Source organism: Nesterenkonia lacusekhoensis (assembly GCF_017876395.1).
Taxonomy (GTDB): domain Bacteria; phylum Actinomycetota; class Actinomycetes; order Actinomycetales; family Micrococcaceae; genus Nesterenkonia; species Nesterenkonia lacusekhoensis.
Genome location: NZ_JAGINX010000001.1, coordinates 2,517,064 through 2,541,403, shown reverse-complemented (window position 1 = coordinate 2,541,403; position 24,340 = coordinate 2,517,064). Strand labels below are relative to the sequence as shown.

At 68.1% G+C, this 24,340-nt stretch carries 26 protein-coding genes and 1 pseudogene; 12 read left to right on the top strand and 15 right to left on the bottom strand.

Annotated features, from left to right (window positions below):
- Positions 1 to 32: 32 nt before the first annotated feature.
- The 6 genes and pseudogenes from JOF45_RS12075 to JOF45_RS12050 form a co-directional block, all read right to left on the bottom strand.
- Positions 33 to 1,343, bottom strand: a complete 1,311-nt coding sequence (locus JOF45_RS12075) for an ISL3 family transposase (protein WP_210050577.1) — start codon at positions 1,341 to 1,343, stop codon at positions 33 to 35.
- A 57-nt stretch (positions 1,344 to 1,400) separates the two neighbouring features.
- Positions 1,401 to 1,607 carry a hypothetical protein gene (locus JOF45_RS12070; RefSeq protein WP_210050575.1) on the bottom strand — a complete coding sequence of 69 codons (207 nt, stop codon included), beginning with the start codon at positions 1,605 to 1,607 and terminating at the stop codon, positions 1,401 to 1,403.
- A gap of 77 nt (positions 1,608 to 1,684) precedes the next feature.
- Complete coding sequence (locus JOF45_RS12065) at positions 1,685 to 2,113, bottom strand: universal stress protein (protein ID WP_210050573.1); 429 nt, start codon at positions 2,111 to 2,113, stop codon at positions 1,685 to 1,687.
- Between the two features lie 84 nt (positions 2,114 to 2,197).
- Complete coding sequence (locus JOF45_RS12060) at positions 2,198 to 3,160, bottom strand: SMP-30/gluconolactonase/LRE family protein (RefSeq protein ID WP_342591491.1); 963 nt, start codon at positions 3,158 to 3,160, stop codon at positions 2,198 to 2,200.
- 54 nt (positions 3,161 to 3,214) lie between these two features.
- Positions 3,215 to 3,940: pseudogene (locus tag JOF45_RS12055) on the bottom strand (SDR family NAD(P)-dependent oxidoreductase); the annotation flags it as partial.
- 106 nt (positions 3,941 to 4,046) lie between these two features.
- Positions 4,047 to 4,643: a GntT/GntP/DsdX family permease gene (locus JOF45_RS12050; protein ID WP_210050569.1), complete on the bottom strand. Its 597-nt coding sequence runs from the start codon at positions 4,641 to 4,643 to the stop codon at positions 4,047 to 4,049.
- On the opposite strand from JOF45_RS12050, the gene JOF45_RS12045 reads away from it, so the two are divergent.
- Positions 4,593 to 4,898, top strand: a complete 306-nt coding sequence (locus tag JOF45_RS12045; protein ID WP_210051477.1) for an FCD domain-containing protein — start codon at positions 4,593 to 4,595, stop codon at positions 4,896 to 4,898. The two genes, JOF45_RS12050 and JOF45_RS12045, sit on opposite strands and share 51 nt — an antisense overlap.
- A gap of 95 nt (positions 4,899 to 4,993) precedes the next feature.
- Here the strand turns inward: JOF45_RS12045 and JOF45_RS12040 are convergent, their stop codons facing one another.
- Together JOF45_RS12040 and JOF45_RS12035 are read right to left on the bottom strand one after the other, a co-directional pair.
- Positions 4,994 to 6,250: an alpha-hydroxy acid oxidase gene (locus JOF45_RS12040; protein WP_210050567.1), complete on the bottom strand. Its 1,257-nt coding sequence runs from the start codon at positions 6,248 to 6,250 to the stop codon at positions 4,994 to 4,996.
- Positions 6,251 to 6,262: 12 nt separating this feature from the next.
- Positions 6,263 to 7,024: an FGGY-family carbohydrate kinase gene (locus tag JOF45_RS12035; protein WP_210050565.1), complete on the bottom strand. Its 762-nt coding sequence runs from the start codon at positions 7,022 to 7,024 to the stop codon at positions 6,263 to 6,265.
- 89 nt (positions 7,025 to 7,113) lie between these two features.
- On the opposite strand from JOF45_RS12035, the gene JOF45_RS12030 reads away from it, so the two are divergent.
- A complete protein-coding gene (locus tag JOF45_RS12030) occupies positions 7,114 to 7,350 on the top strand; it encodes a LysR substrate-binding domain-containing protein (RefSeq protein ID WP_210050563.1) in 237 nt (78 codons plus the stop codon).
- Between the two features lie 121 nt (positions 7,351 to 7,471).
- Positions 7,472 to 8,458, top strand: a complete 987-nt coding sequence (locus JOF45_RS12025) for an L-talarate/galactarate dehydratase (protein WP_210050561.1) — start codon at positions 7,472 to 7,474, stop codon at positions 8,456 to 8,458.
- Positions 8,459 to 8,477: 19 nt separating this feature from the next.
- On the opposite strand, the gene JOF45_RS12020 is transcribed toward JOF45_RS12025, so the two are convergent.
- Together JOF45_RS12020 and JOF45_RS12015 are read right to left on the bottom strand one after the other, a co-directional pair.
- A complete protein-coding gene (locus JOF45_RS12020; RefSeq protein ID WP_210050559.1) occupies positions 8,478 to 9,017 on the bottom strand; it encodes an NADPH-dependent FMN reductase in 540 nt (179 codons plus the stop codon).
- Between the two features lie 101 nt (positions 9,018 to 9,118).
- On the bottom strand, positions 9,119 to 10,363 hold the full coding sequence (locus JOF45_RS12015) for a pirin family protein (protein ID WP_342591490.1): 1,245 nt from the start codon (positions 10,361 to 10,363) through the stop codon (positions 9,119 to 9,121).
- A gap of 114 nt (positions 10,364 to 10,477) precedes the next feature.
- Here JOF45_RS12015 and JOF45_RS12010 point away from each other — a divergent pair, with 114 nt between their 5' ends.
- The 3 genes from JOF45_RS12010 to JOF45_RS12000 are packed head-to-tail and all read left to right on the top strand — an operon-like array spanning position 10,478 to position 13,138.
- Positions 10,478 to 11,719, top strand: coding sequence for a hypothetical protein (locus JOF45_RS12010; RefSeq protein ID WP_210050557.1), 1,242 nt, complete (start codon positions 10,478 to 10,480; stop codon positions 11,717 to 11,719).
- A gap of 25 nt (positions 11,720 to 11,744) precedes the next feature.
- Positions 11,745 to 12,791: a hypothetical protein gene (locus tag JOF45_RS12005; protein ID WP_210050555.1), complete on the top strand. Its 1,047-nt coding sequence runs from the start codon at positions 11,745 to 11,747 to the stop codon at positions 12,789 to 12,791.
- Positions 12,788 to 13,138 carry a GntR family transcriptional regulator gene (locus JOF45_RS12000; protein ID WP_342591489.1) on the top strand — a complete coding sequence of 117 codons (351 nt, stop codon included), beginning with the start codon at positions 12,788 to 12,790 and terminating at the stop codon, positions 13,136 to 13,138. The genes JOF45_RS12005 and JOF45_RS12000 overlap by 4 nt, the downstream gene beginning before the upstream one ends.
- Positions 13,139 to 13,247: 109 nt before the next feature.
- Here the strand turns inward: JOF45_RS12000 and JOF45_RS11995 are convergent, their stop codons facing one another.
- Entirely contained in the window at positions 13,248 to 13,676 is a 429-nt protein-coding gene (locus JOF45_RS11995; protein WP_210050553.1) for an organic hydroperoxide resistance protein, read from the bottom strand.
- A gap of 83 nt (positions 13,677 to 13,759) precedes the next feature.
- Between JOF45_RS11995 and JOF45_RS11990 the strand changes: the two genes are divergently transcribed.
- From JOF45_RS11990 to JOF45_RS11980, 3 genes are all read left to right on the top strand, one after another.
- Positions 13,760 to 15,136, top strand: a complete 1,377-nt coding sequence (locus tag JOF45_RS11990) for a galactokinase (RefSeq protein ID WP_210050551.1) — start codon at positions 13,760 to 13,762, stop codon at positions 15,134 to 15,136.
- Between the two features lie 117 nt (positions 15,137 to 15,253).
- Positions 15,254 to 15,403, top strand: coding sequence for a hypothetical protein (locus JOF45_RS11985; protein WP_210050549.1), 150 nt, complete (start codon positions 15,254 to 15,256; stop codon positions 15,401 to 15,403).
- Between the two features lie 10 nt (positions 15,404 to 15,413).
- Positions 15,414 to 15,860 carry a hypothetical protein gene (locus JOF45_RS11980; protein ID WP_210050547.1) on the top strand — a complete coding sequence of 149 codons (447 nt, stop codon included), beginning with the start codon at positions 15,414 to 15,416 and terminating at the stop codon, positions 15,858 to 15,860.
- A 9-nt stretch (positions 15,861 to 15,869) separates the two neighbouring features.
- On the opposite strand, the gene JOF45_RS11975 is transcribed toward JOF45_RS11980, so the two are convergent.
- Both JOF45_RS11975 and dnaB read right to left on the bottom strand, forming a co-directional pair.
- Positions 15,870 to 16,778, bottom strand: coding sequence for an HAD family hydrolase (locus JOF45_RS11975; protein WP_210050545.1), 909 nt, complete (start codon positions 16,776 to 16,778; stop codon positions 15,870 to 15,872).
- A gap of 119 nt (positions 16,779 to 16,897) precedes the next feature.
- Positions 16,898 to 18,259, bottom strand: coding sequence for a replicative DNA helicase (gene dnaB, locus JOF45_RS11970; protein WP_210050543.1), 1,362 nt, complete (start codon positions 18,257 to 18,259; stop codon positions 16,898 to 16,900).
- Between the two features lie 55 nt (positions 18,260 to 18,314).
- On the opposite strand from dnaB, the gene pyrE reads away from it, so the two are divergent.
- Complete coding sequence (gene pyrE, locus JOF45_RS11965; RefSeq protein ID WP_210050541.1) at positions 18,315 to 18,875, top strand: orotate phosphoribosyltransferase; 561 nt, start codon at positions 18,315 to 18,317, stop codon at positions 18,873 to 18,875.
- Between the two features lie 67 nt (positions 18,876 to 18,942).
- On the opposite strand, the gene JOF45_RS11960 is transcribed toward pyrE, so the two are convergent.
- Positions 18,943 to 20,328, bottom strand: a complete 1,386-nt coding sequence (locus tag JOF45_RS11960) for a condensation domain-containing protein (RefSeq protein WP_210050538.1) — start codon at positions 20,326 to 20,328, stop codon at positions 18,943 to 18,945.
- A 136-nt stretch (positions 20,329 to 20,464) separates the two neighbouring features.
- On the opposite strand from JOF45_RS11960, the gene JOF45_RS11955 reads away from it, so the two are divergent.
- Both JOF45_RS11955 and JOF45_RS11950 read left to right on the top strand, forming a co-directional pair.
- The gene (locus tag JOF45_RS11955) at positions 20,465 to 21,265 is read left to right on the top strand and encodes an alpha/beta fold hydrolase (RefSeq protein WP_210050536.1); all 801 of its coding nucleotides are present in this window, start codon (positions 20,465 to 20,467) and stop codon (positions 21,263 to 21,265) included.
- A 592-nt stretch (positions 21,266 to 21,857) separates the two neighbouring features.
- Entirely contained in the window at positions 21,858 to 22,976 is a 1,119-nt protein-coding gene (locus JOF45_RS11950; RefSeq protein ID WP_210050534.1) for an LLM class flavin-dependent oxidoreductase, read from the top strand.
- Between the two features lie 14 nt (positions 22,977 to 22,990).
- Here JOF45_RS11950 and glsA read toward each other — a convergent pair whose 3' ends face one another.
- Entirely contained in the window at positions 22,991 to 24,121 is a 1,131-nt protein-coding gene (gene glsA, locus JOF45_RS11945; protein ID WP_210050531.1) for a glutaminase A, read from the bottom strand.
- Between the last annotated feature and the right edge of the window lie 219 nt (positions 24,122 to 24,340).

The following is a 24,340-nucleotide window of genomic DNA, read 5'->3' as shown; positions in this document are numbered from 1 at the left end:
CATACGGCCCTCACGAGCGCCACTTAGCAGGCTCATCGCAGATGAGGGTGTAGCAAGGGCCTGAATCCTCCAGTGTCCAGCAGCGCTCGGGTGACGTAGTTGGCCAGATTCCGGAAGCCCAGAGCGGTCCCACGTAGATGCTCGAGCCGGCCGTTGATCGCCTCAGTGGGTCCGTTCGAGGTGCCGGGCCGGTCGAAGTAGGCCAGGATGTCCACTGCTCGGTGCTTCAGGGTCCGGCCCAGGCTGATCAGCTCCGGCAACCGCTTGGGCACCCCGCGGCGCAGGGCATCGATGACTTCGATGAGTAACTGCTTGCCGGTGCTCGTCTTCGGGTGCCGGTAGACGGCGACGACCTTCTGATACACACTCCAGGTGGCCTCGAGTTCGACATGCTCATCAGAACCGAAGACTCGATCGAGCTTGGACCCCTGGCCCGGAGTGAGCAGATCGACCCCGGTGCGCAGCGTCTTCCGCGCCCCGTAGAGCGGATCACCCGATCGCCCCCGGTGGCCGGTGGTCTCACGCTGGATGCGCTGCCGGGCCTGGTCCAACGCGTCGCCGGCCAGCGCGACGACATGAAATGGGTCCATCACTGCGGTGGCCTCGGGCAGCTCTTCTGCTGCGGCAGTCTTGAACCCGGAGAACCCGTCCATGGCGACCACCTCGACCCCGGCGCGGAAGTCCTCGCTCTGGGTCCCGAGCCAGGTGGCGAACACGGCCTTGGAGCGTCCTTCGACCATGTCCAACAGCCGGGCCGGGCCTCGACGTTCTCGGACCGGGGTCAGATCGATGATCACGGTCACGTAGTGGGATCCGTGGCCGGTGTGGCGCCAGCAGTGCTCATCGACCCCGATCACCGCGACCCCATCGAACCGGCGAGGATCCTCGAGGAGTAGCTGCCGGCCCGCTGCGAGGACGGCATCGTTGACGGTGTGCCATGAGCAGTCCAGCCCGGCGGCGAGGCGAGCGATCGACATCCTGTCGATGACCACGGACTTCAGCGCCCAGAGCACCGCGTGCCTGGAGAGCTTCGCCCGCGGGGCCGCGGCATCGGTGGTGTCCTGGCGCCAGACCCGCAGGCAGTCTGGGCACCGATACCGGCGAACTCGGATCCAGAGCTGGGTGGGCCGCCACCCCAAGGGGACGTGGGCCAATTTCCGCAGCACCGTGCCCTTCGGGATGCCTTCGCCGCCGCAGGAGCGGCACCAGGGATCATCCTCACGGACTCGGCACTGAAGCACTGCTCTCTCAGGTTCGAGGTGCTGGCCGGTGACGGTCAGGCCGAGCGCGTCGACCATGCAGAAGGTGTCGAGATCCGGGGCGGTGAACGTAGGCTGGGGCACGTCGAGGTCTTTCGGATGGGCTGTGTGGTAACTCCCATCGTCGGAAGGCCTCGACCTCTATCCGGACACCGCCACGCCCAGACCACTGGGACCTGTCTCTACACCCTCATCTGCGAAGAGCCGCTTATTGCCGACCAGCTCGACGCCGTCGAGGAAGCGCTGGAAGATGCCGTGGCGCCGGTTCTTCTCACCCGCCGAGGGCTCCTCAGCGCTGGGCGTCAGGCCGTCGCCGTCGGGCACAGAAGAATCTGGAATGTGGGACATGCCCGGGATTCTTCCATGGAATTGCCGAACCTGCAGGGGTGCCGGCGGATTGATTGCCCTCCGCCGGCACCTGAGGCTCAGTCTTCGTAGGTGTTGGCGATGTAGACGTCGCAGGTGGCGTTGTGCGAGACCGAGTTGGCCACGCTGCCCAGAACACGGGTGACACCGCGCATACGCTGGTTGCCGACGACGATCAGGTGGGCCCCGACCTTGTCCGCGTAGCTCATCAGCGCCTCTGCAGGCTTGCCGTGGGCGGAGGCGGGCACGATGTTCTGACCCGGGGTGCGCAGCTTCTTCACCACCTCTTCGGCGATGTAGAGGGCGTTGTCCGCACTGGAGATCTCCCACTGGTCGGAGCCGGAGTTGGTGTGGGTGATCTTGTGCTCGGTGTGCGCGGAGACCACGTGCAGGGACACTCCGAGCTTCGCGGCGAGATCCTTGGCAGTCTCTGCGGCCTTGCGTGCGGTGGGGCTGCCGTCGACGCCGACGATGATCGGACCGGTCATGATGATGCTCCTCTTATATTCAACCTATGATCAGACAGATATGTGATGCACAGCACTATATCTGAGGAAGTCCGCCCGCGGGACCTAGGCGGAGATCCTCGTCCAGGCGGCATCACGCACGGTGACCGGCAGATGGTAGATGCTGGTGGTCGCTGTGATGAACAGGTCCCTGCCATCCTCTCCGCCGAAGCAGAGGTTCGCCACCACCTCCGGTACCGGCAGATGCCCCAGGTGCTCGCCCTCAGGAGTATAGACGTGAACTCCGTCAGCCGCTGAGCACCAGATTCGTCCTGACTCGTCCACGCGCAGCCCGTCCGGGACGCCTGCGGGGATCTCGAAGAGGGTCCGGCCCTCGGTGCAGCGCACGGCAGGGCCTGCACCTTCAGGACCCACGCCGTCAGCATCATCAGCGCGTTCCACGCGATAGGCCCGCACATGCCGGTTGCCCACGCCCTCAGGCTTGCGCACTGCCGAGGAGTCGGCCACGTACAGCGTGGCGCCGTCTGCGGAGAAGGCCAGCCCGTTGGGCTCCTCCATATCGGTCACCACCGGATCCAGACGTCCCGACGCCGGCTCCCAGCGGAAGACATAGCAGGCGCCGTACTCCATCTCGCCCGGATACCCCTCCCCCGGCGAGGTGAGCCCATAGTGCGGATCGGTGAACCAGACGGAGCCGTCGCCGTCGACCACCACATCATTGGGCGAGTTCAGCCGCACTCCGTTCCACGAGTCGACCAACGGCTCCACGACGCCGTCGCGCTCCGCCTCCACACGGCGCAGCCCGTGGGAGCACTGCACCGCATAGCCCTCCGGATGCCAGGTGCGCCCGTTGGTGAACTCCACACCGGTGCGGTGTTCGGTCACCTCTCCGCGCCGCGGGTCATCTGAGGAGGGGGTGTACTGCAGGATGCGGTCGCCGTGGATGTCGGAGCAGCGCAGCACGCCGGCGTCGGGGATCCAGCAGGGCCCTTCGGACCACGTGGCCCCGGTGGCCACCTGGGTGAGCTGGGCGTCGGGTGCCATCAGTTCTGCGGGCAGGGGCTGCACGGGCCTCTCCTCTCGTCGGGCGGTGTGCGGTGCGGCGGTCACATGGGCTGCGGGTTATGCGGCGGTGTACCCGCCGTCGGCTTGGAGGTTGGAACCGGTGATGAAGGATGCCGCGGAGGAGAGCAGGAAGCAGTTCGCCGCGGCGATCTCCTCGGCCCGTCCGACCCGCTGCATGGGGTGGGTCTGTGCCAGCTTCCTCTCCGCGGCGGCAGGGTCGTCCTGTCCGCTGAGGAAGGAGTCGAGGACCGCGGAGTGCACGGAGCCGGGACCCACCGAGTTGCACCGGATCCCTTCGGCCGCGTGCTCCACTGCGATCTGGCGGGCCAGCTGGACCACCGCGCCCTTCGACGCCGCATAGGCCGCCTGGCGGTGCTGGCCGGTGAGCGCAGAGATGGACCCGGTGTTGACGATCGACCCCTGGATCCCGTGCTCGCGAAAATGCAGCACCGCGTGCTTGCAGCCGAAGAAGACACCCCGGGCGTTGACGTCCAGGCAGCGGTCCCACTCCTCCTGCGTGGTCTCCACCAGGGGTTTGGTGACGATGACCCCTGCGTTGTTGACCACGCCGGTGATCGGACCGAGCTCCGCCGCGGCCTCGGTGAACAGCCGCTGCACCTGATCCTCCTGGGAGACATCGGCCGTCAGCGCCGTCGCGGATCCTCCGCGTGACCTGATCTCCTCGGCGACTCTGCCGACTGCTGCGTGGTCGATGTCTGCCGCGGCGACGGCGACGCCCTGCTCCGCGGCCATCCGCGCGGTGGCCTCGCCGATGCCGGAGCCGGCGCCGGTGAGCCGGTGACGAGCACCCGCTGGCCCCGCAGAGGCAGCGTCACAGACGGTGCGGACCCGTCCTGAGCCGGAGTGTCCTTCACTGCTCGCCCCTCTCTCACGAGATCACCATCCACAGCGCACTGATGATCAGCATTCCAGCCCATCCCAGGATCGTGGTCAATACCGTCCAGGTCCGCAGCCCGTCGGCGACGGAGAGGCCCATGAACTTATTGGCCACCCAGAAGCCGGAGTCATTGACGTGGGACAGCGCGGTGGAGCCGCAGCCGATCGCCAGGACGATCAGCGCCACCTGCAGGGAGGTGTAGTCACCGGCGGTGACCGTGGACTGCACCAGGCCCGCAGCGGCAAGCGTGGCCACCGTGCCGGACCCCTGCGCGACCTTGAAGACGCTCGCCAGCAGGAAGGCCAGCAGCAGGATCGGCACACCGGTGTCCAGCATCAGGGCAGAGATCGTCTCCCCGATGCCGGTGTCGGTGAGGATGCGGGCGAAGACGCCTCCGGCACCCGTCACGAAGACCACGATGGCGGCAGGAGCCAGGGAGGCGTCCATGAGGCCGCCGAGCTCCTCCATCCTCCAGCCGTTGCGCACACCCAGCACGTAGATCGCCAGGGCCACGGTCAGCAGCAGAGCGAAGCCCGGTTGGCCGATCAGCGCCCCCAGGCCTTCGTCGAGGCGGACGCGCACTTCCATCAGGGCATTGCGGCAGCCTCACAGAACACGGCGCTGGCCGTGGTGCTGCAGAGCGTCCGAGCGCTGCTGCGCGTGTGGGTGGACCGCAGCGTCCACTCCCCCGATCACGCCTGCCGAGCCCGCGACGAGCACACCGCCGTGCTGGACGCCATCACCGCACGGGACCCTCAGGGGGCCGCCGAGGCGATGGCAGCCCATATGGCCACCGCCAGCAGGCGGGTGCTCTCGGCCCATGCAGAAAGTCACGAGAACTGAGCTGAGCAAGACTGGGCACAGCAGGACCGAGCCCAGGAGCGCTGAGCGCAGCGAGAGTGCAGCCGCGGCAGAAGCGGATCCGCGACGACTCCCGCTCAGCCTCGGCGGTGGAAACGCTCCAGCTGAGTGACGTGCTTGGGCTCCAGCTCGGCGACCTCGGAGACCTCCAGAAGCTTCATCGTCCGCACGATCTGGTCCCGCAGGATCTCGATCGCCCGGTCCACACCGGGGCGACCGCCGGCCATGAGCCCATAGAGATAGGCCCGGCCGATGAAGGTGAACTTCGCGCCCATCGCCAGCGAGGCGACGATGTCGGCGCCGTTCATGATCCCGGTGTCCAACGTGACGTCCAGGTCCTGCCCGACCTCGCGCACCACCTCCGGCAGCAGATGGAAGGGCACCGGCGCCCGGTCCAGCTGACGGCCGCCGTGGTTGGAGAGCACGACGCCGTCCACCCCGAGCTCGGCCAGCTTCTTCGCGTCCTCGACCGTCTGGACGCCCTTGACCACGATCCGGCCGCTGAACAGGTCCCGGATGATCTTCAGGTCCTCGAAGCTGATGGAGGGGTCGAAGGCTTTGTCGATCAGCTCGCCGACGGTGCCGCCGGTCGAGGTCAGTGAGGCGAACTCCAGCGGCGGGGTGGTCAGGAAGTCGATCCACCACCAGGGGCGCGGCACGGCGTTGAGGATGGTGTTCACGCTCAGCTGCGGCGGAATGGAGAAGCCGTTGCGGGTGTCGCGCAGGCGGGCCCCGGCCACCGGAGTGTCCACAGTGAAGAAGAGGGTGTCGAAGCCGGCGTCGTCGGCTCTGCGGGTGAGCTCGTAGGAGACCTCCCGGTCCTTCATCACGTAGAGCTGGAACCAGTTGCGGCCCTGCGGGTTGGCGGCTTTGACGTCCTCGATGCTGGTGGTGCCCAGCGTGGAGAGGGTGAAGGGGATGCCTGCCGCCCCGGCCGCACCGGCTCCGGCGGCCTCGCCCTCGGTCTGCATCAGACGGGTGAACCCGGTGGGCGCGATGCCGAAGGGCAGTGTTGAGGACCCGCCGAAGATCTCCGTGGAGGTGTCCACTGCGGAGACGTCACGCAGGATCGAGGGGTGAAACTCCACATCCTCGAACGCCCGGCGAGCCCGGGCCAGGGAGAGCTCACCCTCAGCGGCGCCGTCGGTGTAGTCGAAGGCAGCCTTGGGAGTGCGGCGCTTGGCCACCTTCCGCAGATCTTCGATGGTCAGGGCCGCGTTGAGCCGCCGCCGGGACGCGTTGAGATCGATCGCCTTGAACTTCATCAGCGGCGCGAGGTCACGGGGCTTGGGCACCTGGCGCTGGATCCGGTTCCGGTTCTTGGGTTCTGTCATCGTGCTTTCCTCTCAGCCACGGCCTGCTGCCGGGGCAGGCCTATAGGTTCTCAGCCGCTGCGTGCGGGAGATCAGCTCCCGCAGGTCGGGCAGTCCGCCGCTCAGCGTCCCTGCGGAGCGGGCTTGGATCAGCAGGTTGCCCAGGACGGTCGCCTCCACCGGGCCGGCCACCACGGTCAGCCCGGAGCGGTCCGCGGTCGCCTGGCACAGCAGCGCGTTCTGCGATCCTCCCCCGACCATATGCACAGCACCGGGACTCCGCCCGGAGAGCCGCGCCGCATCATCCAGCGCGCGGGCGAAGCCGGCCGCGATGGATTCGACGATGCTGCACACCAGTTCGGCACGAGTGCCCGGCACCGGCAGGTCCTGCTCCGTGCACAGTGCGGCGATCCGCGCCGGCATATCACCGGGGGCGACGAACCGTTCGTCCTGGACGTCGAAGACGACGGCTTCGGCCGGCACCTCGGCTGCGGCCTCCAGCAGGGCCGTGAGACTGGGTTCCTGCCCCGCTGCGGCGGCGTCCTCCCGTGCCCAGGTGCGCAGCGTCTCGGAGAGCAGCCAGGTGCCCATGACGTTGGTCAGGAAACGAGTGGTGCCGTCCACCCCGCCCTCGTTGGTGAAGTTGGCCTGCCGGGAGTCCTCGGTGACCACCGGCGCCTCCAGCTCCAGGCCGACCAGTCCCCAGGTGCCGCAGGAGATGTAGGCGGCGTCCGGCCCCGACAGCGGGGTCCCCACCACGGCGGAGGCGGTGTCATGGGAGCCCACCAGGGTCATCGGGTGCTCTCGGCGCAGCGCTGCCCGGTCAGCCAGTAGCCCAGCAGGTCGGGCACCATCAGCAGCTGCCCATCGATGATGATCAGATCGTGCATCGCACCTCTCAGGTGCTCACGATCCTGGCACTGGTGGGAGCCGGGCGAGGCCTGGCGTTCGTGCCGGAGTCCACCCAGCAGATCGCGACGCCTTCGGTGAAGTACCTGCCCTTGGACCATGGCGAGGACTCCCGCATCGAGCTTCACGCCCTCTGGTCGCCGGAGAACACCAACCCGGTCGTAGAACGCCTGCTCGAGCACCTCCGCGCAGACGGACTGGGGCCGAGCTGATTCCCCAGCGGTATCGAGCGATCCTCATTTTGTCCTAGACAGGCATCGAGCCCGGGTCTAACCTCAGGTCACCAGACCATGATCCATCTCACATCGATCCGCTCTGCCCCTGAGGAGACCCATGTCCGCTGACTCCATCCGAGGCGTCAAACTGTCCTCCGTGACCCTCCCGCTGAAGACGGCCATCTCAGATGCCAAGGTCTTCACCGGCCGTCAGAAGCCGATGACGGAAGTCGCCTTCCTCTTCGCCGAGATCAGCACCGAACAAGGCCTTGAGGGGATCGGGTTCAGCTACTCCAAGCGCGCCGGCGGACCCGCTCAGTTCGCCCATGCCAAGGAAGTGGCCGAAGGACTCATCGGGGAGGACCCCAATGACATCGGTCGGCTGATCACCAAGCTGCAGTGGGCAGGGGCCTCCGTGGGACGCTCCGGTCTGGCCACTCAGGCGCTGGCCGCCGTCGACATCGCGCTCTACGACCTCAAGGCCAAACGAGCCGATCTTCCCCTGGCCAAGCTGCTGGGCGCCCACCGTGACTCGGTGCGGACGTACAACACCTCGGGCGGCTTCCTGAACGCCTCCCTGGATGAGGTCAGAGATCGCGCGAGCCGCTCTGTGGAAGAGGGCATCGGCGGCATCAAGATCAAAGTGGGCCTGCCGGACAGCGCCGAGGACATCAGGCGCGTGCGTGGAGTGCGTGAGCACATCGGCGACGACGTCCCGCTCATGGTCGACGCGAACCAGCAGTGGGACCACAGCACTGCGCTGCGCATGGGGCGCCGCCTGGAGGAGTTCGACCTGGTCTGGATCGAGGAGCCCCTGGATGCCTACGACGTCGAAGGCCACGCACGTCTGACCCGAACCCTGGACACACCGATCGCCACCGGTGAGATGCTCGCCTCCGTGGCAGAGCACGAACGGCTGATCGACGGCGGGGCCTGCGACATCATTCAGCCCGATGCACCTCGGGTCGGCGGAATCACACAGTTCATGCGCCTGGAGACCAAGGACGGGCGCATGCTGATTCCGGACCGGCCCGGACTGGGCATCACCATCAGTGACCAGGCTCGCGCCTGGACCGTGGACTCAGCAGAGTTCGGCAGAATCTGAGGCTGCGCCTTCCCGGCCCTCAGCGGTGCCCAGCGACGAACTCGGTGAAGGCCTCCATATAGGAGGCCGCGCGCCGGGTGGTCTGCTCATCGGCGCCGTCGTCGGTGAAGGTCTCTTTGGCGGCGTGGACCGCCAGCACCGGTGAGCCCATGAGCTTCACGCCCAGAGGCGGGAGGAACTGACGCAGCTGGGACTGGCCGTTGATCGTGCCGAACCGTCCGGGTGAGGCCCCGGCGATCCCCAGCGGCAGGCCGCCGATGATGTTCTTCCCCTGGGGGCGGGTGAGGATGTCCAGCGCGTTCTTCACCGCGGCGGGGAAGCTCTGGTTGTGCTCGGGGCTGACCAGCAGCAGTCCGTCCACCTCTGCGACCTGGGCCTTATAGTCGGCCATGACCTGCGGGAAGTCGTCATCCATGTCCCGGTGATACAGCGGCAGATGACGGATGGGGATGTGGACCATCTCTGCCCGCTCCGGTGCCTGATCCACCAGGAGCCGTGCCAGCTTCTGGTTGAGGGAGCCCTCTGCCGTGCTGCCGATGATGTAGCCGATTCTCACCATGGCCCCACCCTAGCGGGCCTGGCCGCGGGGAAATCGTGTACCTGAACTGTGTGAATACCGGGATCGCGTACCTCATCGTCGAGAATCAGGTACGCGATTCGTCAGCCTCGCGGCTTCATGCGGGTGTTCGGCAGCTGCGGCGCCGGCAGCGGAGCGGACTGCCCGGCCGGGAAGTCTCCGAACTGCGGGAAGGGCCGGCCGTCGTCGTACCGCGTCCCGCCCAGGACATCGCGCAGCTCCCCCTGGATCGGTTCGCCGAGCGCACCGGCCTCCACGTCCACCTCCCGAGTGTCGCCGTTGGGTTCGGCCGCAGTCTCACGCCCACCGGAGCTCCCGACGCCGGCTCCCGCACCGTCCGCGGCGCCGTCGAGTCCCAGCCGTGCGAACATCGGCGAATCCTCCTGCGGCGCCTCGAAGCCCATCTCCGCCTGATAGGCGGCGCGGTAGGCGGCCACCTCCTCATGGGAGCGGCCTACGAAGTTCCACCACATGACGATCTGCTCGCCCAGCGGTTCGCCGCCGATCAGCAGCGCCAGCACCGGCTCCTCGCGGGCCTCCACACGCAGCACCGAACTGCCGGTCTCCACCACGCCCAGGTGGTCCTCCGGGATGTCCTCACCGTTGAAGCGCACCGCCCCGGTGACCTGCAGCAGCGCGTGCTCGTGGTCTTCGGGGACCTCGATCTCCAGCACCGTTCCCGGTTCCAGACGCAGCTCAGCCCCGGTGAGGGGGATGTAGGTCTTCACCGGGGAGTCGTACCCCAGCAGGGAACCCAGAAAGACCTTCGCCTCCCAGCCGTCGCCGCGGACGGGTTCGGGCCGGTGGGCATCCAGTGATGGCTCCACGAACCGGTGCTCATCCGGGAACGCGTACCAGAGCTGAGCGCCGTGGAGGACCTTGGTGTCCGCCGTCGAGTACTCCGAATGGGAGATGCCGCGGCCGGCGTTCATCAGCACCACGTCGCCGGGCCGGACGGTGGCCCAGTTGCCGGCCGAGTCCATATGGTCGATCCGTCCGCAGAACAGCCAGGAGACGGTGGCCAGACCGGTGTGGGGATGGCGCGGCACGCGCATCGGCTGGGCCTCGGTCAGGTCATCGGGCCCGTAGAAGTCCAGAAAGCACCAGGCCCCCACCAGCGAGCGCGCCCGCTGAGGCAGCGTCCGTCGGACCTGCATGGCACGCGGCCCGCCCAACGGCACCTCGCGCGGCTCGAGCATTTCGACGCCGGACTCCCCCACGACCACTCCGTCGCGCAGTCCGCTGGAGGAGCTGAGCTCCTGCACCGTGTCCGAGCTGTTGATGCAGACCTGCTCAGTGGCGTTGACGGGATTGGCTTCGGCGCTCATGGGCCCATCGTTTCAAATGTGAACAGATTCGCCCAGGGACTCCGGCCGCCGCTGGCCCCTCACTCTCATCTGCCTCTCACAGAAGCCCAGCATGCTGGGGCCAGGAGGATGAGGATGACCCAGAACGCTCGCACCCGCATGACGCTCGTAGCCCTGATCGGGGTGAACGGCGCCCTCGTGCTGCTGCTGACGCTGCTGACGGTGCGGACCGTGCTGCTGAATCAGGTCGACCGCAGCGCTGATGAGGCCATCGTGGACGGAGTGGACGAGTTCATCGCTTCGGTGGAGGGCGGCCAGAGCTCCGAGGACCTCCGGGCCGGATCAGGTGAGCAGCTCGACACCGAGGAGGCCCTGATGCGCGAGTTCCTGGCCCGCCGGGCTCCGGAGGAGCACACGGTGCTGGTGGCGGTCTCCGGGGGCGAGACCATCCTCCTGGACAACTCGCAGGAGGGCATGGGTCAGCGGTTCGTCGAGGAGAGCCCCGCCTTCGACTCCCTACTGCAGGCCGACGCCGCCTCCGGCGCGGAGGCAGCCCCCGGCTTCGGCGAGATCCGCTGGGGCAAGGTCCTCACCGATCAGGACGGCGCCTTCCTCGTGGTGCACTTCACCGCCGCCGCAGAGGAGGACGTCGCAGACACGCTCTGGACCTTCACCTGGATCTCCACGGCCGCACTGCTGCTGGTCAGCGCAGCGTCCTGGTTCGGCATCGGGCTGGTCCAGCAGATCCTGGGCCGACGCCGGCGCAGACGACACGACGACGCCGACTGGATGGTGACCCCGGTCCGCCCCCTTCCTGACGAGGCGACTGAGCCCACTGTGCCGCTGAACGATCTGATGGTCCCGGCTGATCTGGAGAAGACTGCTGGCCTGGAGAACACTGCAGGTCTGCTGGATTCTGCTGGCGCCGGACGCCTGCAGCGCACCTCGGCGGCGTCGCTGATGCTTCGCGCTCAGCACCGGCTGCAACAGCATCATCCGGAGCACCGCTTCGTCCTGACCCTGGAGGGCCGCGAGCACGGCGCCGGGCACACGGCGGATGTGCTGGGCACCCTGGCCCAGACCGAGGCTGAATTGGACGTCGAGGCGGTGGAGGCCGAGTATCTGAACCTGGTCGCGGAGGCGCTCGAGCGGGCCGAGCTTGGAACCGCCGTCGTGCTGGGCGCCGGACTCTCGCCCCGCGCAGGTGGCGAGGGCCCGCGGCTGCGCCTTTCGGTCAACGCAGGCTCACCGGCGACCAGCAGCATGACGGTGCCGCTGGAGCCGGAGCGGACCACACCGCTTGTGGCGTCTGCACGGGCTGACTCTCCTTCCCAGCCCGGAGCTCTTGTCGGGGATTCTGTATTGACACATAGTTAGCAGTATCGCGACGGAAGGACGTGTCATGAGCTTCATCCTGTGGAGCTTCATCGCCCTGGCCATCATCCTCTCCGCCGCGAGCAGTCCCAGCCCTGCGGAGCAGAAGACCGGACTCCCCCTGCCCTCGGCGCTGCACCGCCCGGTGAGTCGACGTCTGCGTGCCCAAGCCCGTACCACCCAGATCGGTGGGCTGCTCGGCCTAGCGGTCGGCGCTGCTGTTCTTCTGTTGTCCGAGCTCGCTGACCAGCACGGTGGTCTGGTAGTGCTCGCCGCCCTGCTGGGCATGGCCTGCGGCGGGACGGCGACCACCCTGCTCGGCCGCAAGGGCCGGCTGCCTGACGGACCCCGTGTGGCCCGTCTGCAGGCCACCGAGAAGTCCGACTACGTTCCCGAGGGGCTGCTGTGGGCCGCCCGGGTGGGACCGCCGCTGGCCGTCGCAGCCGTGCTGCTGGCCTGGACGGCACTGAACTACGCGCCGTTCGAGGTCCCCGCGGCCGGCCTGTGGTGGGACTGGATGACGACCGCCGGAGTGAGCGTGCCGACGCTGGCCCTCTGTTGGTTCGCCGTGGAGCTGACAGCTGCCGCGGTGCTCCGCCGGCCCCAACATGCCGGTTCCGAACTCGAGCTGGCCTGGGACGACTGCTGCCGCTCCGAAGCGCTGCGCCACCTCTACGCCCTGCCCGTCGCGCTGTCCGGGCTGACCTGCCTGCTGGCTGTCACCCCAGTGGGGCTGGTGGCCACCGCCCCTGAGGTGCGCGAGGATGCCATGGACGAGACGCTGCTCGTGGGCTCAGGCATGTTCTTGGTCACCCTGCTGCTGGTCGGCATCTTCCTGGTGCCGCTGCTGAAGGAGTTCGGTCGGGGGACGCACCGGCATGTGCTCCGGAGGCTGTGGGCAGGCACCGACTTCACTGACGGAGGCGTGGAAGCCGGCCTTGGGGACTCGGCTACGGCAGCCTCAGAGCTTGCCCTGCCCGGCACTGTTGAGTCCGGCGCTGCCGAGCCCCGTGGAACAGATTCCGACGGCGGTGCGCCCCCTGCGGAACCGCGGCACAGGCGGGATTCCGCATGATGCTGAGGATCGACCCGCATGCCGCTCGCCCGCCCTATGAACAGCTGCGGGAGCAGCTCATGGCTCAGATCCGGCAGGGGCAGCTGAGCCCAGGGACGACTCTGCCCCCGGTGCGGCGCCTGGCCAGCGATCTCGGTCTGGCCCCGAACACCGTGGCTCGGGCCTACCGAGAGTTGGAGGCGGCCGGTGCGGTGAAAGGCCGGGGACGCCGCGGCACCTTCGTGCTGCAGGAACCGACGGCCCAAGCCGCCGAGCAGCTGACCAAGGACTATCTGGCGTCCATGGCCGCGCTGGGCCACACCGACGACGACGCCCTCGCCTGGATCCACCGCCTGCGGCGCGGCTGAGCCACAGTCCCCGGAAGAACAGCCACGAGAAAGGCCCCACGGACCGCATCGCAGTCCGCAGGGCCTTTCTCGATCACCGCGGGCCGATAGGCCCGCCGCACAGCCGGGATCAGTCCTGGCTGGTGGTGACCTTCACGTCGATGTTGCCGCGGGTGGCCTTGGAGTAGGGGCAGAAGGCGTGGGCCTTCTCCGCGAGCTCCTCAGCGCGTGCCTGCTCCTCGTGGGGCAGCACGACCTCGATCTCAGCGGCCAGGCCGAAGCCGTCGTCCTCGGTGTCCTTGCCGATGCTGACCTTCACGCCGATGGCGGCGTCGTCGGTGTTGTAGTCGTCGCCGGCGACCTTCTTCAGGGCGCCCAGGAAGCAGGCCGACCAGCCGGTGGCGAACAGCTGCTCGGGGTTCACACCGTCGCCGGAGCCGCCCATCTCCTTCGGCGGAGCGAGCGTCAGGTCCAGTGCCCCGTCCTTGGTCTTGGCCTGGCCATCACGGCCGCCGCCGGTGGCGAGAGCTTCTGCGGTGTACACGGATTCGACAGCCATCTTCGTGTCCTCTCATTCGATGGGGGAAGAGACCTTCCACCCCTTAGAACATCACATGGAAGTCAGTGGCACAATGGTGCCTCGTGCGAACACTCGACGCCGCCCGGCACCCTGCCGGAGACCCTGAACAGATCACCCAAGACCTGGGGGCTCAGTTCCTCAACACCTTCGGACGCGAAGCCGCTGGAACCTGGTTCGCCCCCGGCCGCGCCAACCTCAACGGGGAGCACATCGACTTCCACGGCGGCCGCTGCCTGCCGATGGCCCTGCCCCACGGCACCTACGTGGCGGCCGCCCCGCGCACCGACGGCATCCTGCAGATGCGCACCCTGGACCCCGAGCTGGACAGCGGAGTCATCGCCTCCGGGCCGGACGCCCCCTCCTGGACCCACTACGTCTCGGGCGTCCTCTGGGCGCTGCAAGGCTTGGGGACCGACGCGGTGGACATCACCGACGACGCCGACCCCGCCCTGGTGACAGATCTCACCCCTGAGGACGGCTTCGGCGCGGATCTGCTGATCCTCTCCACCGTCCCGGTCGGCGGCGGGCTCTCCTCCTCGGCCGCACTGGAATGCGCCTGCGCCCTGGCCTTCGTGGGCTTGGGCACGCCTCTGGGCCACGAACACCCGGAGGACGAGCTGACCTCCGCACTGTCCGATGATCACCGGGCGCTGCTCGCCCAGGCCTGCATCCGCGCCGAGGTGGAGTTCGTGGGCGCCGGAACCGGCGGCCTGGATCAGACGGTGAGCCTGCGTGGGGCAGAGAACCGGATCCTCTCCCTGGACTGCCGCGACTTCACGGTGAGCCAGCTCAACGCCGCCTGCCTGCTGCGCGGCTATCGCTTCCTCGCTGTGGACACCCGCCAGGCGCACTGGCTGGGAGACGGCCAGTTCGCCGCCCGGCGCGCCGAGGCCGAGGCCGCCGGCGCACTGCTGGGCTTCTCCGCGGCCGAGGGCCACCAGCTGCGCGAGGCTCTGCCGGAGCGCAAGCCCAAGAAGCTGCACGTCTCCGAACGTCTGGCCGAGTTCGACGAGAAGACCGCCGACCGCGCCCGGATCACCGGCCCGGACGGCCAGGACTACGATCCCGCCTCCTGTCGGCGTCGCCTCAAGCATGCGCTGATGGAGATGCTCCGCTCCGAGAAGCTGCACACGCTGCTGGCCGAGGAGGCCTTCGGGTTGGACCATATGGCCGCTGAGATCGGCGAGATCATGACAGCAGGCCACGTGAGCATGCGCGATGAGGCTGAGGTGTCCTTCCCGGCCGCAGACCGGATCGTCGACGCCGCCCTGGGCGCCGGCGCCGCCGGGGCCCGCCTGATCGGCGGCGGGTTCGGCGGATCGGTGCTGGTGCTCGTCCACGAGGACAGGATCGCCGATGTGGCCGCGGCCGCGCTGAAGGTCGACTCGGGCCTGCGCTTCCTCGACGTGGCACCCTCAGCCGCCGCCCGGCGGGTCTGAGCCGACGTCGGGAGCCTGCCGAGCCCCGGTTGACGCTCCGCTCAGGCCGTTTCCAGCAAGTCTGCCTACAGTTGCGCAGGTGACGTACCTGGTCCCTATCCGCGCAGCGAGGTGCTCATGACGTCGCGGGAGCCGGAAGGAACGCACCACAGCCCGGAGGGCAGCCACTCTGCGCCCTCCTCCAACCGTGCAGTGGGCATCTGCCTGGTGCTCGGCATCGCGCTGCTGGTCCTGGTGCTGCTGCTGCCGTACTTCGGCCGGATGTAATCTGGAGTGAGTGAGCAGAAAGAAGAAGGCTCCGGCGAAGAAACCCTCCCCCACCCGGAATCCGGCCGCCGCAGCCAGCCAGAAGACGCGCAGCGGCCAGCGGGAACGCACATCAGCTGAGAACGCCTCGAAACGGTCGCGCCTGCTCCGCGGAGGCATCGCCTGGGGCCGCTGGCTGTGGGCGACCGTCACCGCTCTGATCCTGGCCGCCATGCTCTTCGAGCCCACTATGCTGTGGTGCCTGAGCGTGGGTCTGTGGATGGTGGCCGAGACCGAGTTCATCGGACTCTGGATGATCGCCGCAGGGTACGTGCTGGCCTGCGTGCCGTGGGCCTTCGGGCTGGTGATCGGCACCGGCCGCTTCTGGAAGAGCCTCACCCACAGCCTCTGGATCGGGCTGGTCTACGCCGTGCTCGGCTTCGTCTTCCTGGACCGGATCCTCGGGGTCTTCACCTGAGCCGGAGCTTCAGCTGATCTCTACGGCGAAGTGCTGAGACAGCACGCGGGCGATGCCTTCATCGTCGTTGGTGCTGGTCACGACGTCGGCGGCCTCCTTGGCCTCGGCGATCCCGTTGCCCATGGCCACCCCGACGCCGGCGGCGCGCAGCATGGTCACATCATTGCCGTTGTCGCCGAAGGCCATGGTCTCCTCCGCTGCGATGCCCTGAGTCCGGCAGAAGTCGCCGATGGCGGTGGACTTGTCCACTCCCGCCGCCGTGGCCTCCAAGTAGATGGGTGAGGAGTAGGTCAGCTCGATCTGATCGGCATACTCGGCCCGCAGCCGTTGCTCCAGGACCTCCAGCTCGGGACGCTCTGCGCTGAAGAGCACTTTGGTGGGAGCGATGTCCGGGCGGGCGATATCCCCGATCCCGCGGACGGTCAGCCCGTTGCCGGCCGCCTCATGCCTCACCTGGGGGTGATCCGCATGCTCGGAGCCGACCACCAGTTCGGCGTCGTGCGGGAGCATGACCACCACGCCGTGCTGTCGGCCCAGCTCGATGATCGGTTGGGCGGTCTCCGCGGGGACCGGGTGCCGCGCGAGGGTCTCCTCGCTGGCCTGGTCCACCACCACAGACCCGTTGAGTCCGGCGAAGATCAGGTCCCCTCCCAGGCCGCAGCGGGCGGCGAGAGCCTTCAGCCCGGGGATCGGCCGGCCGGAGGCCAGCATGATCCGAGTGCCGGCGGCGCGCATCGCCTCGAAGGCACGCAACGTGCCCGGCTGGGGGACCTTATCGGAGCCCAACAGCGTGCCGTCGATGTCGAAGGCCACCAGGCGGGGGCGCCCCGGGTGGGCGACGGCTTCTGCGGGGGCTCCGGCCCCCGCATCTGTGTGTGCGGAGTCGTACGAACGGTCGACGCGCGGTTCTGAGGTCACAGCGGTGATCCTATCGGAGTGTTCTCGGCGAAGACGCCCGGCCACGATCAACCGCCCCACCCCGGAGGCAGCAGGAGCGCCCTGCGAGAGGTTCGCGGGGCGCTCCTGCTGTCAGGTGCTCAGATGTCCTGAGCCATGTCCTGGAAGCGGGCGTAATGGCCCTGGAAGGCGACGACGATGTCTCGCGTCGGACCGGCACGGTTCTTCGCCACGATGATGTCGGCCTCACCGGCGCGCGGGGACTCCTTGTCATAGACCTCATCGCGGTGCAGCAGCAGGACCATATCGGCGTCCTGCTCGATGGAGCCGGACTCACGCAGGTCGGAGACCTGAGGACGCTTATCGGTGCGCTGCTCGGAACCGCGGTTCAGCTGCGAGAGCGCGATGATCGGGACGTCGAGCTCCTTGGCCAGCAGCTTCAGCGTTCGGGAGAACTCCGAGACCTCCTGCTGGCGGGACTCCACGCGCTTTCCGGAGGAGAGCAGCTGCAGGTAGTCCAGCACGATCAGCTTCAGGTTGTTCCGCTGCTTGAGGCGGCGGCACTTCGCGCGGATCTCCATCAGGGACATGTTCGGGGAGTCATCGATGAACAGCGGCACCTCGTTCAGCCGGTCCACCGCCAAGGACATCTTGTCCCAGTCCTCATCCCGGATGTCGCCCTTGCGCAGGTCCTGGAACTGGATGCGCGCCTCCGCGGAGAGCAGACGCATCGCAATCTCATTGCGCCCCATCTCCAGGGAGAAGAAGGCTGCGGTCATCCCGTTGTTCACCGCGGCCGAGCGGGCGAAGTCCAGAGCGAGGGTGGATTTACCCATCGCGGGACGGGCCGCGACGATGATCATCTGACCGCCGCTGAAGCCGTGGGTGAGCTCATCGAGCTCCCGGAAGCCGGTGGGGATGCCGGTCAGGCCGCCGTCGTGGGAGGCGTTGGTCTCGATCTCATCGATCGTGGGGACCAGTACCTCACCCAGGGAGACGTAGTCGGCCGACTGCCGGTTCTCCGCGACGTTGTAGATCTCCGACTGGGCCTCATTGACGATGGCGTCGACCTCGCCGTCGGCGCCGTGGCCCAATTGGACGATCTTGGTGCCGGCCTCCACCAGGCGGCGCAGGATGGCGCGCTCCCGCACGATCTCGGCGTAGAAGGAGGCGTTGGCCGCCGTCGGGACCGACTGTGCCAGGTTGTGCAGATAGGCCGGGCCGCCGATCCGCTGCAGCTCCTGACGTTTGGTCAGGTGGTCGGAGATCGTGACGACGTCGGCCGGCTCTCCGCGGCCGTAGAGGTCCACGATGGCGTCATAGATGATCTCGTGGGCAGGCCGGTAGAAGTCGGGGCCGCGGACGATCTCGACGACGTCGGCGATGGCGTCCTTGGAGAGCATCATGCCGCCCAGCACGGACTGCTCGGCGGCCATGTCCTGCGGCGGGGTGCGGGATTCCGCCCCGGCCGGCGCACTGGTGTCATAGACGTCGGAACTCACCGTTCCACAATACCGGGTGGAGCCGAGTGCTCGAGCGCCCCTGTGGATGAGTAGGATGGCGCCCATGAGTCATCGCACGCGCCTGCAGGAACTGATCACCGAGCTCGCCGTCGTCCGGGGACAGGTCACTCTCTCCTCGGGAGAGGAAGCCGACTACTACGTGGACCTGCGCCGCATCACGCTGCACCATGAGGCCGCTCCCCTGGTGGGCGCTGTGATGACCGAGATGCTCGACGAGGCCGGCGTCAGCTTTGAGGCCACCGGCGGGCTGACCATGGGCGCAGATCCCGTCGGTGCGGCGATCATGCACCACACCGCGGGCCAGGGCCGCCTGGTGGACACCTTCGTGGTGCGCAAGGCGCAGAAGGACTACGGCATGCAGCGCCAGGTCGAGGGCCCCTCGGTGGAGGGCCGCACAGTGGTCATCCTCGAGGACACCTCCACCACCGGTGGCTCTGCGCTGACCGCCGTGGAAGGCGTGCGCAAGGCCGGCGGCGAGGTCCAGGCCGTGGCCGTGCTGGTGGACCGGGACACCGGTGCCAAGGAGCGCGTCGAGCAGGAGGCCGGCGTGCCCTATCTCTTCGCCTACTCCAAGTCGGAGCTCGGGCTGGACTGAGCTCCACCCGACCGCGGGGCTCGTCCCAGGCGCAGGGCTCGGCTCAGGCTCACGGCTGCACTCTGTGTCATCCCGCCTCCAGCGGGGCCCGCAGGCCATAGACCAGCCCCGCCAACCACGTGCGCATAGCGCGGCGAGCCTGTCGGGTGTCCGGATAGCGGCAGCGCAGGTGCATCCCGGAGTCGTTGATGACGAACCAGATCATCACCCCGTCGGTGCGGATCACCGCGGAGACGTGCTGGGGCTGCAGATCCTCAGCCACGTTGACCGGCAGCTTGCGGTGGTCCAGCCAGGACATCGCGAACATCCCCGGCTCCTGAGGCATCCCACCGTAGGGCTCCATGATGGGCCCCAGCGGATAGGAGCCTAACCGGATGGCCTCTTTGACCGTGCGGTAGCTGGCGGCATAGCCCTCGTCATCGTTCTCCAGCACCGAGTTGGTGATGAACCAGCCCACGGAGTCGAACCAGCGCGGATCCTCCCGACTGTGCACCGGGAAGACGGTGCGCAGCGGCTGATCCGCCAGTTCACGCGCCAGACGAGTCATCACAGAGACGGCGACGCCGATCAGCCGCACCCCCTGCTGCGCGGCGTGGGATTCGAGGAAGGCCAGCGCCTCGGCATCGACGACGTCACGGACCTCCACCACCTCCTGCCTCGGAACGGAGAGGTCTCCGAGGTTCAGCGGGAAGCTGGGCATGGCTCCCCCGCCGGCATCGAGGATCTCCCGCCAGCGCGCGGTGATCTCCTCGGGTGCGGTGGGCTTGGCGGCCATCTGGCGGGTGTGGGCCGCGAAGGAGGCGGCCTCCGGCAGACGGGCGCCCAGGGGGCGGCCGGCGTCGAGGTCCTCCAGGCAGGAGGTCAGGTCCCGGATCAGCACCAGCAGGGACCAGGCGTCCACGTGGGCATGGTCGGCTCCGATGATGATCTGCGGGCCCTGCTGCTCAGGATCCTGCGGACTGGGCTCCACCACGCAGAGCCGGTGCGCGGGCTGGGCGAAAGGGTCGCAGGCCACGTCGAAGAGATCCCGCAGCGCAGCCCTCAGCTCGGCCGGGGCGGCGTCGTCGGTGAGCCGCTGCCAGCGGCTGCCGGTGGGATCGGCACGGCTGAGCCGCAGCTGCGGGCCCTGCCCGCCCGTCCGGTCCCCATGCGCTCCCGCCGGTCCCCCGTCCTCGCCGCCGTCGGGCTCCTCCGCGCTGGTGAAGACCGAGCGCAGCGTGCCGTGGCGGCCCAGGACGTGCTCCCAGGCCTCGGCGATCTGCTCCAGCCCGGTGGGATGCAGCAGTCGGAAGGACGCTGCCATCCAGGAGCCCGGCCTGGAGCCGAAGCTGACGTGACGGCGCTGGTCGAAGGACAGGGGCAGCCGCTCAGTGTCCTCCGGCGTGGCGGTCACCACGCAGCTGTGCAGTCGGCCAGGCTGCACCTGCATCTGGGAGACGTTCGTCAACCGCATATCACGCAGTCTAGGGAGGCTTCGCGTACGCTATGTGTCGCGCGGGAAACCTGAGGTTTACACATCCGCGAGATGCTGGGATCAGCGCCGCGCAGAGCACTGCGGCGAGCGGAACCGAAGAGGTGGCAGCGGAACAGTGGGCATATTCCAGACCGACGGGGCGAAACTCGCCTATGAGATCACCGGGGCCGGTCCCACCTTCGTCCAGCTCCACGGTCTGACCTCCTGCGCCTCACGTGAGCACCGCGCAGGACTGGATATGAGTGGAGCGCTGAGCGGCTTCCAGGTGCTGCGCTATGACGCCCGCGGACACGGCTCCTCCACCGGCCGCACCGTCCCGGAGGACTATCTGTGGCCGCGGCTGGCCGATGATCTGCTCGCCCTGCTCGATGAGCTCTGCCCCGGTGAGCAGGTCCACGCCGCGGGCCCTTCGATGGGCACCGCGACTCTGCTCTATGCGGCGCTGAAGGATCCCGAGCGCTTCGCCTCGCTGACTCTGCTGGTCCCGCCCACCGCCTGGGATACCCGAGCCTCCCAGACCGAGAGCTACCGGAGGTCCGCAGATCTGGTGGAAGGCAGCGGCATCGGGGCCTTCGTGCGCGTCGGTGCCTCGGTGCTGCCGCCGCCGGCTCTGGCGGACCGCCCCCGGGAACGGGTGCCGGCGGTGAGCCAGGAGCTTCTGCCCTCGATCTTCCGGGGCGCAGCTCTGACCGATCTTCCGCCGAAGGACGAGGTGGTCGGCGTCGAGGTTCCCGTGCAGATCCTGGCCTGGGTGGATGACCATGCCCATCCGGTCTCGACGGCGGAGGAGCTGCAGCGGCTGCTGCCGCAGGCGCAGCTGGGGATCGCGGAGACGCCGGAGGATCTGAACACATGGCCGACGCGGACGGCAGATTTCGTGGCGGCCCATCCGGTTAGCGTCGGATCGCCGGGCTGAGCGGCAGAATCACGACCGCGGCCGTGATTCCCTTCCCTTCGCCGCCGAGCCCGACGATCCGTACCAGGCCCTCGCTCATCTGCTCACCGGACGGCCGCGAAGCGCATTCCGTCCTTCGAGCAGGGGGCCGCACACGCCGCGGGCCCTGTTCTCGTCCGGGAGGCTGGGCGCCGCCCCGGGGGTTCACAGGAGCGGATGCACGCCGACTTCTGCCGGCCAATACCCACTCACTGCGCGAGGGACGCCTCACACGATATGGGGACTTCTCGCCCGGGGCAATAGCCTGACCCACAACCCCTGTGGATAAGATGTGGACTGCACGGCGTGTTCTGTGCAGAACATGGGAACAACTCTGTGGAGAGACTTGATCTTCACCCCTCGATATCCCGCTGACCTGGAACGATGTATCCACACACCTGTGAATTGAAGGTTTTTCCCACCCCACAGCACCCCCTCTGTGAGGGGTTGTCGTTTGCCCTGAGTTGGGTGTATAGGCACCTTTCGCCGCCTTTTATCCACACGTTATCCACACCCTGGTATACTTCAATTTTGAAATACCCCTGATCGCAGGCTCACGAGCAAGGAGCTCCTCATGCAGTTCGGCATCTTCAGCATCGGCGACGTCACCCCGGACCCCACCACGGGCCGGACCCCCTCCGAGCACGAACGGATCCAGGCCACCGTGACCATCGCGAAGAAGGCCGAGGAAGTGGGCCTCGACGTCTTCGCGATCGGCCAGCACCACAACCCGCCCTTCATCGCTCCGGCGAACCCGCCGATCTTCATGGCTCACGTCGCCGCCCAGACCGAACGGCTGCAGCTCTCGACGGCGACCACACTGATCACCACCACCGACCCGGTGCGCATCGCGGAGGACTACGCCTATGTCCAGCACCTCACCGGCGGGCGCGTGGACCTGACGCTGGGACGCGGCAACACCGGTCCGGTCTATCCGTGGTTCGGCAAGGACATCCGCTCCGGCATCCCGCTGGCCGTGGAGAACTACGCGCTGCTGCACCGGCTGTGGCGCGAGGAGGGCGTCGACTGGCAGGGCCGGTACAGGACCCCGCTGCAGAACTTCACCGCCACTCCGCGCCCGCTGGACGGCGTCGCACCCTTCGTCTGGCACGGATCCATCCGCTCTCCGGAGATCGCCGAGCAGGCCGCGTACTACGGCGACGGCTTCTTCCACAACAACATCTTCTGGAACAAGGAGCACACCGGACGCATGGTGGACCTCTACCGGGAGCGCTTCGAGCACTATGGCCACGGCACCGCTGAACAGGCCATCGTGGGCCTGGGCGGCCAGGTGTTCATGCGGCGGAACTCCCAGGATGCGGTCCGCGAGTTCCGGCCCTACTTCGACAACGCCCCGGTCTACGGCGGCGGCCCCTCGCTGGAGGACTTCACCGAGCAGACCCCGCTGACCGTGGGGACGCCTGAGCAGGTCATCGAGCGCACGCTGAGCTTCCGCGAGTACGCCGGGGACTACCAGCGCCAGCTCTTCCTGATCGACCATGCGGGCCTGCCGCTGAAGACCGTCCTGGAACAGATCGACATGCTGGGCGAGGAGGTCGTGCCGGTGCTGCGCAAGGAGGTCGCGGCCCGTGAGCCCGAGGGCACGCCGCAGCCGCCCACCCACGAGCTGCTCAAGGCCCGCAAGGCCGAAGGCCGCGAGCCGGTCCCCGGAGGCACGCAGAAGGAGAGCTGAGGGCTGACGGAGGCTCAGTCCTCCTCCGGGTCCGCCTCCTCCACGGCGCCGAAGCGCGGCTCGTTGCTCATCAGGTGCATGCCCATCTCGGAGGAGAGCTTCTCGAACATCTCCACGCCCTGGACGCTGTTGCCCGCACCGTCCAGGCGTGGGGCGAAGCTGGCGATACCCACCTGACCGGGCAGCACGCCGATGATCCCGCCGGAGACTCCGGACTTCGCCGGGATGCCGATCCGCGCCAGCCAGCGGCCGGAGGCGTCATACATCCCGCAGGTGGCCATCACCGACAGCGTCAGCCGGGCGGCCTCCTGGGAGCAGGCCCGCTCCAGGGTCACCGGGTTCACCCCGTTGTTCGCCAGGGTGGCAGCCATCAGCGCGATGTCCTTCACGGTCACCAGCACCGAGCACTGGTCCAGGTAGCCGCGCACCGCCTCGGCCGGCTCTCCGGTGATGATCTCGTGGATGCGCAGCATATGGGCGATGGCCAGATTGCGGTGGGCGGAGTCGTATTCCGAGTCCGCTGAGGCGAAGTCCACGGTCAGCTCGCGGCCTGCGAAGCAGGAGAGCCCCTCCACGATCCGCGCAGTGCGCCGCCGGACCGCCTCAGTGCGGGTGTGGTGCTCCCGGCCGCCGGCCATGGGATCATGCTCGGAGCCGTCCAGCAGCGGGTGCACCGCTATGGCCCCGGCGTTGATCATGGGGTTCAGCGGGCGTCCGGTGCCGCCCTCCAGCGACATCTCGTTGAACGCTTCCCCCGAGGGCTCCATCCCCACTGCGGTGATCACCTGGTCCAGGCCCAGGTCATCCACGGCCATGGCGTAGACGAAGGCCTTGGAGATCGACTGGATGGTGAACTGGTGGCCGTCGTCGCCGGCCGAATGGCTGACTCCGTCGGCCGTGGTCACCGCCAGGGCGTGCAGCCCCGGATCCACAGCGCGAAGCTGCGGGATGTAGTCCGCCACCGCTCCGGAGGTGTCCGCGGCTGTGTGCTCCAGGATCTCGGCGAGGTAGGTGCCCATCGCATCGTCATGGACGTCCTCCGGGGCGTCGATCTCCTCGGGATGCGGCTGGTGGGCCGCAGTCTCGATGACGTCGGTGGGCTCGGCCTGGCTCTGCTGGGGCTGCTGGGAATCTGACTGGGACATGCCACCCAGGCTACGACGCCGACTCCGCCACTTTCATCCGTGGGTGATCAATAAAACCCACTGCTCAGCGCGACACGCCGTGGTTTCGGCCCCCGAGATGGGTTTTTCTGATCACCCACGCGCGCAGCGCCCCAGCGCACAGAAAAGCGGCCCCGGGATCATGTCCCGGGGCCGCTTCTGCTCACTGCCGGATCAGCCCTCAGCGAGGGCCGTCCTCAG

What these genes read in the sequence shown, in the direction of transcription:
- JOF45_RS12070 (WP_210050575.1), bottom strand. Translation starts at nt 1,607, where the DNA reads ATGTCCCACATTCCAGATTCTTCTGTGCCCGACGGCGACGGCCTGACG.
- JOF45_RS12065 (WP_210050573.1), bottom strand. Translation starts at nt 2,113, where the DNA reads ATGACCGGTCCGATCATCGTCGGCGTCGACGGCAGCCCCACCGCACGC.
- JOF45_RS12050 (WP_210050569.1), bottom strand. Translation starts at nt 4,643, where the DNA reads ATGGAAGTGCGCGTCCGCCTCGACGAAGGCCTGGGGGCGCTGATCGGC.
- JOF45_RS12040 (WP_210050567.1), bottom strand. Translation starts at nt 6,250, where the DNA reads ATGACAGAACCCAAGAACCGGAACCGGATCCAGCGCCAGGTGCCCAAG.
- JOF45_RS12035 (WP_210050565.1), bottom strand. Translation starts at nt 7,024, where the DNA reads ATGACCCTGGTGGGCTCCCATGACACCGCCTCCGCCGTGGTGGGGACC.
- JOF45_RS12025 (WP_210050561.1), top strand. Translation starts at nt 7,472, where the DNA reads ATGTCCGCTGACTCCATCCGAGGCGTCAAACTGTCCTCCGTGACCCTC.
- JOF45_RS12020 (WP_210050559.1), bottom strand. Translation starts at nt 9,017, where the DNA reads ATGGTGAGAATCGGCTACATCATCGGCAGCACGGCAGAGGGCTCCCTC.
- JOF45_RS12015 (WP_342591490.1), bottom strand. Translation starts at nt 10,363, where the DNA reads ATGAGCGCCGAAGCCAATCCCGTCAACGCCACTGAGCAGGTCTGCATC.
- JOF45_RS12010 (WP_210050557.1), top strand. Translation starts at nt 10,478, where the DNA reads ATGACCCAGAACGCTCGCACCCGCATGACGCTCGTAGCCCTGATCGGG.
- JOF45_RS12005 (WP_210050555.1), top strand. Translation starts at nt 11,745, where the DNA reads ATGAGCTTCATCCTGTGGAGCTTCATCGCCCTGGCCATCATCCTCTCC.
- JOF45_RS12000 (WP_342591489.1), top strand. Translation starts at nt 12,788, where the DNA reads ATGATGCTGAGGATCGACCCGCATGCCGCTCGCCCGCCCTATGAACAG.
- JOF45_RS11995 (WP_210050553.1), bottom strand. Translation starts at nt 13,676, where the DNA reads ATGGCTGTCGAATCCGTGTACACCGCAGAAGCTCTCGCCACCGGCGGC.
- JOF45_RS11985 (WP_210050549.1), top strand. Translation starts at nt 15,254, where the DNA reads ATGACGTCGCGGGAGCCGGAAGGAACGCACCACAGCCCGGAGGGCAGC.
- pyrE (WP_210050541.1), top strand. Translation starts at nt 18,315, where the DNA reads ATGGCGCCCATGAGTCATCGCACGCGCCTGCAGGAACTGATCACCGAG.
- JOF45_RS11960 (WP_210050538.1), bottom strand. Translation starts at nt 20,328, where the DNA reads ATGCGGTTGACGAACGTCTCCCAGATGCAGGTGCAGCCTGGCCGACTG.
- JOF45_RS11950 (WP_210050534.1), top strand. Translation starts at nt 21,858, where the DNA reads ATGCAGTTCGGCATCTTCAGCATCGGCGACGTCACCCCGGACCCCACC.
- glsA (WP_210050531.1), bottom strand. Translation starts at nt 24,121, where the DNA reads ATGTCCCAGTCAGATTCCCAGCAGCCCCAGCAGAGCCAGGCCGAGCCC.